Origin of the sequence: Halomonas sp. DP8Y7-1, from assembly GCF_019801685.1 — a bacterium.
GTDB lineage: Bacteria > Pseudomonadota > Gammaproteobacteria > Pseudomonadales > Halomonadaceae > Halomonas > Halomonas litopenaei_A.
In genome coordinates this window covers 36,167-44,662 of sequence record NZ_JAHVIN010000010.1, presented here as the reverse complement: position 1 = coordinate 44,662, position 8,496 = coordinate 36,167, and the positions used below count along the sequence as shown (strand labels likewise).

Genomic DNA, 8,496 nt, shown 5'->3' with positions numbered 1-8,496 from the left:
CGATGTACCGCGCGTTCCGTCGTTTTCTGATCACGTCATCGCGAGCACCAAGCCAACGATAGCGGGAGGATCACTGCTCCCGCATCTTCCATCCAAGGGTTTCGCCGGCACGCAGCGGCACCAGGGTCTTCCCTTCGCCGAAGGGCAGCTCGGCAGGCACCTGCCACTCGGTCTTGTCCAGGGTAATGCGATCTACGTTGCGTGGCAGCCCATAGAAATCCGGGCCGTGGTGACTGGCAAAACCCTCAAGGCGATCAAGTGCTCCGGCCTGCTCGAATGCCGTCGCGTACAGCTCGATCGCGGTCAACGCTGTGTAAGCGCCGGCGCAACCGCAGTCGCTCTCCTTGTCGTGGCGAGCGTGAGGAGCGCTATCGGTGCCCAGGAAGAAGCTGGTGTCGCCAGAAGTCGCTGCCTCGATCAATGCCTCACGGTGACGCTCACGCTTGAGGATCGGCAGGCAGTAATAGTGAGGACGAATCCCGCCCACCAGCATGTGGTTGCGGTTATACAGCAAGTGATGGGCGGTGATGGTTGCCCCCACATTGGCCGGGGCCTGGGCCACAAAGCTCGCCGCATCGGCGGTAGTAATGTGCTCAAACACCACCTTGAGCTCAGGGTGGCGTGACAGCAGCGGCTTCATCACCCGGTCGATAAAGACCTTCTCCCGGTCAAAGATATCGATCTCGTGGTCCGTCACCTCGCCATGCACCAGCAGCGGCATGCCCAGACGAGCCATGGTGGCCACCGCTTCGTCGCAATGCTTCAGATCGGTCACGCCGGAATCAGAATTGGTGGTGGCCCCTGCCGGATACAGCTTGACCGCCTGTACCTTGCCGCTAGCCCAGGCCTGCTCGATATCGTCCGCCGTGGTACGGTCGGTCAGATACAGCGTCATCAGCGGCTCGAACTGGCTACCTTGCGGCAACGCCGCCAGAATACGCTCGCGGTAGGCCAGCGCCTGCTCCAGCACTGTCACCGGTGGCTTGAGGTTGGGCATGATGATGGCACGCCCCATCTGGCGCGCGGTGTCCCCTACCACTGACTCAAGCGCGACGCCATCGCGCAGGTGAAGGTGCCAGTCATCCGGGCGGGTCAAGGTAATGGAAGTCACTTGTTGTCCTGTCATCGAGTGGTTCAAGGTCGGGCGCAGTATACCGCAAAGCGATCGACCTCCGCTCATCGCCACAAAAGCACGATATTTCGCGTATCATGCGCAAGTGTCTCCTGCGAGCACTATCCTGACAGGCGAAAGGCGCCGGCAGGACAGGCCGACACAAGACGCGGAACAAGGCAGTGGCCATCCAGGTGGCCATGAAGAGTGAACGAGGCATTCAGGGCCAATAAATAGGCCTCGCCTGTCACCCAGGAACCCCCTGCGCCCCGTTTTTACCGACTAGCCCTAGCGAGAGCTCAATGCCCAAGGTACGTCACTACGCCGACCTGGTCGCCACCCTGGCGGGACTGATGTGGTTGATGCTGTATTGGTCGATCAGCGTATCACTGCATATCGATAGCGCCGAGCCGGCACTGGCTGCCCTGCTGATACTAGGCACCATGATCCTGCTGAGCTTTGTGCATCGCCCGGTGCGCGTCATGCTGAGCCGCTATCACGTGCGCAAGCGGCGCACCGAGATGTGGATGCATATTCTGGCGCTACCGCTGAACCTGGCGTTTCTGTTTGCCATCGTCATCGATCACCTGATCACGCCATTGAGCGGCGCGCAGAAGATGCTGCTGTTCAACGTCCTGGCCACCGCCAGCTGGTTGGTCTTTCTCGTCACCCTCCTGATGAAACTGCTGGCCAGGTCCATCGCTGAACGCCGTGGCGAGCGCAGCGATGACGACGCTGACAGCCCCCCTGACGTGAGCGCTGCAAGCGCCAGCGCATTGCCCCCCACTTCCGGCGAATCAACAGCCACCGAACCGCAGAAAGACAACACCTGAACCCGCCCCTCACCATGACAACGCCGCCTCACGCAGCCCTTGTGGACTTTGCCTGGAAAGCGAGAGCGTCAGACGAAAGACCGGAAAGCGGTGAGAAAGAAACGGGGTGAGAAAAAAGCGGTGAAAAGGAAAAGGGCCACGAACATCGTGGCCCTTTTGTATTGAACGGAGCAGCGTTTTAGAAACGATCGACCCTGAAGGGCGTCATATCGATATCCGCCGGCTCCCCCTCGATCAGCTGGGTCAGCAGCTTGCCGGTGACAGGTCCCAGCGTGAAGCCCTGATGCCCATGACCACAGGCCAGCCACAGGCCATCCTGTCCCGGCACCGGGCCAATTACTGGCTTCATGTCTGGCGTGCAGGGCCTGGCACCCTTCCAGGGCGTGGACTCCAGCCGCTGCCCCAGGGGGAAGAGTTCCCTCGCCTTGCGCTCCGCCGCCTCCAGCTGGTCAAGGTGCGCCGGCGCCTCCAGCCGCTCCAGCTCGGCCCCGGTGGTCAAGCGCACGCCCTGGCGCATCGGCGCCAGCAGATAGCCGACCTCGGCGTCCATGACCCAGTGACCGAGCGCCCGCTCGTCGGGCTGGGCATAGTGCATGTGGTACCCGCGCTTGACGAACAGCGGAATCCTCAAGCCCAAGGCCGTCATCCACTCCTGCGTCCAGGGCCCCAGCGCCATGACCAGACCGTCAGCGTCCAACTGGCGGCTGACTGCACCGCCACCCAGTGACACCCGCCAGGCTTGGCCAGTGCGCTCCACGGCGTCCACATTGGCCTGCACGATCTCGCCCCCGGACTCGACAAAGGACCGTGCATAAGCAGCGACCAGATCCCCCGGACTGGCCACCGTCCAGGGGTCCAGCCAGTGAATGGCCCCGGCCAGCCCCTTGCCGCTGTCGTTGCCAGCGCCGCTCGCCAGGCCGGGTTCCAACTGGGCGAGCTCCGCTCTGTCGAGTCGCTTGAAGCGAATCCCGAAGCTCTGCGCATCGGCCTGAGCCTGGGCATACCGAGCCGTCAGTTCTGCCTCGCTGCGATACACCTCCAGCCAACCGTCGCGACGAATCAACTCCTCAGCGCCAGATGCCGCAATCATGGCGGCATGGGCGTCGATACAGCCTGAAATCAAGGACGCATACTCAGGCACAATTCGCTCATACCGCGCCGGCGCTGAGTGCTGCCAGTACTTCAACAAGGTACCCGCGTTGGCCATCATCGCACCAGGGCGGTAGCGGATATCGATCTGCCGATTCGGTGCCACCCGCAGCAGCGTGCCGAGGTCGCGAGGAAACGCATAGGGCCGAACCGCCTCGCGCTGGATGATGCCGGCATTGCCATAGGACGTCTCACGCCCCGGCTCGCGACGGTCCACCAGGGTCACCTGATGACCTCGCTGACTCAGATGCCAAGCAACGGACACGCCGACCATCCCAGCACCCACTACCACCATCTTGCGCGACATCTGCGTCTCCTTGTCTCGACTCGCACTGGCTGAATCAGAAAACTTTACTATCCCTGATCGCGTTCAACAGGATGATCCAGTGTACCTATCTCAAAAGCCAGTCTCACCCACTACAATTTCTCCGACCGACGATAACGCTATCGACATACTCTGCAAGCGACAGACCTGTAAACGACAGACCTGAAAGCGAAGGACCCTGAAAGCGAAGGACCCTGTAAACGACAGACCTGAAAGCAAAAGACCCCGTAAACGAGAGACCCCGAAAACGAAAAAACCAAGCGCGCTTGAGCTTATCCACGCCGTCGCTGCTCAGGTTCGGTTGATACAGGCGTCCTTACCTTGATCATCGCGCCGCGGCTCGATTTTCCTCGGCGATACGGGTGCGCACGAAATCTCCGTGGCTGACATGCAGCAACTCGGCCAGGGCACGGATGCGATGTTCTTCCAGGGCGTCCTTCTCGCCATCGGCAAAGGCCAGCGCCCACATCTGCTGCACCAGGGCGACCCGCTCCTGATACCCGGTTCGGTCTCTCAACTCACGCACAAAACGGTGATGGTCAACGGCCGTTTCCGCTTCCTGGCGAGCCAACGACATCAGCTCGTCCAACGCTGCCGGGTCCAGCTCAAAGCGCTGCTGCAGCTGCTCGCGCATCAGCGCGATCTCGCTGTCATCCATGCGATAGTCTGCCCGCACCACCTCACACAGCAGAACCGCCGTAGCCAAAGACAGGTCGACGTCTGCCTGGGCGTGTTCCGGCTGCGCCACATCGTTGATCCAATTCCTCAGGGAGGCCATCATCGTCATCGTTATCTCCTTGCCTGTACCACCATCTCAATGTCTTAGCAGGATACCGCCATGCCTCATCCGCTGCTGATCGTGTCACTCGCTGCCCTGATTGGCGCCATTGTTGCCGGCGTCGGGGCCTGGAAGGTGCGGGACGTCAACCGCTGGCCCAGCGCCCAGGTCACCGTCACCGACACCGGCGTCAGACTGGCCGAAGCACAGCGCCATCAGCGCGAGCGGGATGAACAGGCCAAGCGATATCTGGCACGCGTGGCCGTCGAAGGCCGTATCGAGGGTCGCCTTGTAACTTCCGACAACAGTGGCTTTGATGGCGTTCCCTCCTTCGAACGCCTCGAGGACGCTGAGGCCTACCTGGCGGCCTACCCAGTCGGCAGTCAAATAACGGTGCGCTATTCGCCTAGAGACCCGACCATCATCCATCTGGGCACGGCCAGCCTGCCCTGGGGACGCCTGGGCCTGGCGGGATTCCTGCTGATGGCAAGCCTAGGCGCCTTCGCGCTATATACGACCAAGACCTAACCCTGGCGAGCCCCAGGCAGTGCCCGCAAGTGGCGGCTCAGGCTTCTGGTCGCCGAACCAGCAGGACCACCGGCGCGCAAAGCAGGTAGAGTGCACCCAGCCACAGGAAGATGTCATTGAACGCCAGTACCTGGGCTTCACGCGCCACCGTCTGCCCGACCAGCGCCAGCGCGCTCTGCTGCGGATCCGCCACATGACCGGCAAGCAAGCTCTCGTATCCCTGCAACCGCTCAAGCACGACACCACGCCCCTCATTTACTGCACCGATCAACTGGCTCCAATGATAGTCCTCGCGGATGTCGCGCACGGTGTCCATCAGCGCCAGACCGACCGCCCCGCCAAGGTTGCGCATAACGTTGAACAGCCCGCTGGCATTGCCCACCTCTTCACGCGGCAAGGTTCCCAGCGCAATGCGCGAGGCCGGAATGATGCACAGGATCAGCCCCACCCCGCGCACGATCTGCGGCCAGAAGAACTGCTCGAACCCGGACTCTGACGTCAGGCAGGCGTTCATGATCGAGCCCGTCCCCACCAGCACAAAGCCCACAAACATCAGCACGCGCAGGTCTACACTGCCGGACAGCCGACCGGCCACGGGAGCGGTGAAGAACATCGCCACCCCGGTCACGAACATGACCTGACCGATCTGCAGGCTGGAAAATCCGCGCACATAGCCAAAGAACAGCGGCATCAGGTAGACCAGCCCGTACAGGGCGATGCCGATCACAAATCCCTGGCCGGCGCCCAGCGCAAAGTTGCGGTTGGCAAACGCGTGCAGGCCCACAATCGGATACCGATGGCGCAGCGTGCGCACAAAGAAGCCGATGGCGGCCAGGCCACAGGTCAGCGAGAGCATCAGGATCAGGTGATCATCGAACCAGTCATCCCCGGGGCCCTCTTCCAGCACGTACTCAAGGCACCCCAGAAACACCGCCATCAGCGCCAGCCCCAGCACGTCCAGACGCCTGGCCGCGCTGCGGTCGCCCTTGTCGATATCCAAGAAGCGCCACGCCGCCCAACTGACCAGCACACCTGGAATCACGTTAGCCAGAAACAGCCAATGCCAACTGGCGATCTCCGTGATGTAGCCCCCCACCGTGGGCCCCACCGACGGCGCCATGGTCACCACCATGCCGATCACGGCTTGAACGGCGCCCATCATCCGACGCGGAAAGATCGAGAAGCTGATGGCGTGAGTGATCGGGATCATCGCCCCGCCAAGAAAGCCCTGCAGTGCCCGCAAGATGACCAGCTGTTCGATGCTGGTCGCCAGGGCGCATCCCAGGCTTGCCAGGGTGAAGCCGACGCTGGACAGCACAAAGGCCACCCGGGTCGAGAGAATCCGGGTCAGCATCCCGGACAGCGGAATCATGATGATCTCGGCGATCAGGTAGGACGTCTGGACCCAGGAGATCTCCTCACTGCTGGCGGCAACGCCGGCTTGAATCTCGTTCAGCGAGCTGGCCACGATCTGGATATCCAGAATCGCCATGAACATGCCGAATACCGCTGCAATAAAGCCAATACGCTGAGGCCAGGGGGGAAGTTCATCGGCGCCCGAAGGCGCCGCGGAGGCAAGCGCTGGGGACTGACTCACGCGCCTGGCCCTACCAGCGTCGCCGCTACCGGCGGCGTCTGCTCACGCTCGGCCTGGTGCCGCGCGCCCAAGGGATCACCGTCCAGGGAGCGGGTGTCGACTTCAGGCACCACAGACAACCCCGCACGCAGTACGCCCAGTGCCTGTTCAGGACCGGTCAGTCGAATCTTGACCGGCACCCGCTGCACGATCTTGTTGAAGTTGCCGGTGGCATTGTCCTGGGGCAGCAGACTGAACTGGGACCCCGTCGCCGGCGCCAGGCTGTCGACCACCCCCTCGAAATGCACCTGGGGATAGGCATCGACCGCCAGTCGCACCGGCTGACCAATGCGCATGCGCTCCGTCTGGGTCTCCTTGAAGTTCGCCACCACGTAGGCCGACTCGACCGGCACCAGGTGCATCAGCGTCAGCGAGGGCTGCGCCAGATCCCCGACCTCCGCGGTGATGGCACCGACAACGCCATCGCGCGGGGCCCGCAGCGTCGCCTTTGACAGCTGGTGTTGGGCAATCGCCACCGCCGCCTGTGCGGATACGACACGCGCCTGCGCCGCCTGTTCGTCGGCCAGCGCAACGTCCAGCTGTCGCTGGGCCGAGGTCAGTGCCGCCCGGCGTGCCGCCAGGGTGGCCGCGGCCACGTTGACGCTGGCTTCGTCGTCCTGCTGTTGCTGCTCCGAGGCGTACTGGCGTGACGCCAGCGAGCGCGATCGCTCCAGATGACGGAGCGCCTGAGCATGCTGCGCCTCGGCAGAAACCACCTGGGCCTGCGCCTCTTCGATGGCCGCACGCTGTCGTTCGATCTGTCGGCTGGCCTGGACCTGCTGGGAACGAGCCACCTGCTGGTCCGCCAGGGCCTGAGCCAGCTGCTGCTTGACGTCGGTGTCATCCAGCTTCACCAGAACATCACCAGCGCGCACCTGCTGGTTATCCATCACCGGCAATTCCCGGATCAACGCCGATAGTTCAGCGCGCAGACTGACCGCATCCGCATGCACATAGGCATTATCCGTCTCTTCCAGGTAACGGCCCGTCGACCACCAGCTCATGCCCCACCAGATCAGCGCCACCAAGGCCATCAGCCCGGCCAGTGCCACGATTGCCTTCTTGCCACGCGTCATCTCGTCCCCCACGTACCCTGTCTTACGCTTGTCTGGTTGCCGCCTGTGTCGACCCACGCGCTTCGTCATCGAAGCACCGGGAGGGGGCAGCAAGGCGCGGCCCTCGACAGCGCAAATTCATGAACCGCATTAGTGTAGCGCATGCTACACTTTTACGTCGCGGTGCTTTTTGCGTCGATCACCCCACTGCTGTCTCCGGTGGCTGGGCCATTCGCCAGCATCGCATCGGTAACATCAACAACAGCAGCAACAAGGGCGAGGTCCGCGAGACCGGGGCTTTTACCGCAGCACGAAACGGGGAAAGGAAGCGGGGAAAGGAAGCGGATACAAGTACGCCGGTGTAAGTCAGCAGGTATAGGCAAGCAGGTCACGTAAGCAGAACCCAGCCATCGGACGGCGGGATACCATCAGCAAGAGGACGAGCAGATGTCGGTCAACGACTCAGCCCATCAGGGCTTTACGCCACGCGGAGAAGCCCGCAGACAGCGTCTGTTGGCAGCCGCCAGGGAGGTCTTTCTCGAAAAGGGATACGCCGGTGCCAGCGTCAACGATATCGTGGCCCGAGCGGGAGGGTCGCTGAGCACGCTCTACAAGCTGTTCGGCAACAAGGAGGGGCTGTTCGTGGCGTCGATGGAGGCCCAGGCCTCCAGCGTGTGGAGTCGCCTGGGTCAGGCCGGCGAGCGACCGCCGGAAGAGGTGCTGACGGAACTCGCCCGAGACCTCATGGACCTGGCCCTGCCCGCCGCCAACATCCGCCTGATTCGTGGCATCGCTGCCGAGGCCGAACGCACCCCGGATCTCGGCGCACTGTTTCTCGACCACGGCCCCGACCGCACCCGCCGCGAACTGGCCGACTACCTCAACGCCCAGCATCAGCGAGGTCGACTGACGGTCAAGGACCCGCGCGCCGCCGCCGGCATCTTTACCGGCATGGTACTGGGCGAGTGGATGCTCGACTCCCTGGTGGGTCGCCCGCCCCAGCTCGATGCCCAGGCCAGGGACGAGCGCGCTCGCCTGTGCACCCAGCTGTTCCTCGGCGGGCTCGGTGGGCAGTAGGTCC

The 8,496-nt window shown here is 63.0% G+C and carries 8 protein-coding genes; 3 read left to right on the top strand and 5 right to left on the bottom strand.

Going from position 1 to position 8,496, the window contains the following annotated elements; translation table 11 throughout:
* Window positions 1–70 precede the first annotated feature (70 nt).
* Window positions 71–1,111: a dihydroorotase gene (gene pyrC, locus KUV41_RS13305; RefSeq protein WP_222486502.1), complete on the bottom strand. Its 1,041-nt coding sequence runs from the start codon at window positions 1,109–1,111 to the stop codon at window positions 71–73.
* A 302-nt stretch (window positions 1,112–1,413) separates the two neighbouring features.
* On the opposite strand from pyrC, the gene KUV41_RS13300 reads away from it, so the two are divergent.
* Window positions 1,414–1,944, top strand: a complete 531-nt coding sequence (locus tag KUV41_RS13300) for a hypothetical protein (RefSeq protein WP_315900589.1) — start codon at window positions 1,414–1,416, stop codon at window positions 1,942–1,944.
* Window positions 1,945–2,122: 178 nt separating this feature from the next.
* Here the strand turns inward: KUV41_RS13300 and KUV41_RS13295 are convergent, their stop codons facing one another.
* Together KUV41_RS13295 and KUV41_RS13290 are read right to left on the bottom strand one after the other, a co-directional pair.
* The gene (locus tag KUV41_RS13295; protein WP_222486557.1) at window positions 2,123–3,451 is read right to left on the bottom strand and encodes an NAD(P)/FAD-dependent oxidoreductase; all 1,329 of its coding nucleotides are present in this window, start codon (window positions 3,449–3,451) and stop codon (window positions 2,123–2,125) included.
* A gap of 292 nt (window positions 3,452–3,743) precedes the next feature.
* A complete protein-coding gene (locus tag KUV41_RS13290) occupies window positions 3,744–4,205 on the bottom strand; it encodes a TerB family tellurite resistance protein (protein WP_242520562.1) in 462 nt (153 codons plus the stop codon).
* Window positions 4,206–4,256: 51 nt separating this feature from the next.
* Between KUV41_RS13290 and KUV41_RS13285 the strand changes: the two genes are divergently transcribed.
* A complete protein-coding gene (locus tag KUV41_RS13285) occupies window positions 4,257–4,724 on the top strand; it encodes a DUF3592 domain-containing protein (protein WP_222486501.1) in 468 nt (155 codons plus the stop codon).
* A 37-nt stretch (window positions 4,725–4,761) separates the two neighbouring features.
* Here KUV41_RS13285 and KUV41_RS13280 read toward each other — a convergent pair whose 3' ends face one another.
* Together KUV41_RS13280 and KUV41_RS13275 are read right to left on the bottom strand one after the other, a co-directional pair.
* Window positions 4,762–6,321, bottom strand: a complete 1,560-nt coding sequence (locus tag KUV41_RS13280) for a DHA2 family efflux MFS transporter permease subunit (RefSeq protein WP_315900588.1) — start codon at window positions 6,319–6,321, stop codon at window positions 4,762–4,764.
* Entirely contained in the window at window positions 6,318–7,436 is a 1,119-nt protein-coding gene (locus tag KUV41_RS13275; RefSeq protein ID WP_222486500.1) for an HlyD family secretion protein, read from the bottom strand. Before KUV41_RS13275 ends, KUV41_RS13280 begins: the two co-directional genes overlap by 4 nt.
* Before the next feature lie 426 nt (window positions 7,437–7,862).
* On the opposite strand from KUV41_RS13275, the gene KUV41_RS13270 reads away from it, so the two are divergent.
* Window positions 7,863–8,492, top strand: coding sequence for a TetR/AcrR family transcriptional regulator (locus KUV41_RS13270; protein ID WP_222163148.1), 630 nt, complete (start codon window positions 7,863–7,865; stop codon window positions 8,490–8,492).
* Window positions 8,493–8,496: the final 4 nt, after the last annotated feature.

Coding starts and splice junctions, on each gene's coding strand:
- KUV41_RS13300 (WP_315900589.1), top strand. CDS start 1,414: ATGCCCAAGGTACGTCACTACGCCGACCTGGTCGCCACCCTGGCGGGA.
- KUV41_RS13290 (WP_242520562.1), bottom strand. CDS start 4,205: ATGACGATGATGGCCTCCCTGAGGAATTGGATCAACGATGTGGCGCAG.
- KUV41_RS13285 (WP_222486501.1), top strand. CDS start 4,257: ATGCCTCATCCGCTGCTGATCGTGTCACTCGCTGCCCTGATTGGCGCC.
- KUV41_RS13275 (WP_222486500.1), bottom strand. CDS start 7,436: ATGACGCGTGGCAAGAAGGCAATCGTGGCACTGGCCGGGCTGATGGCC.
- KUV41_RS13270 (WP_222163148.1), top strand. CDS start 7,863: ATGTCGGTCAACGACTCAGCCCATCAGGGCTTTACGCCACGCGGAGAA.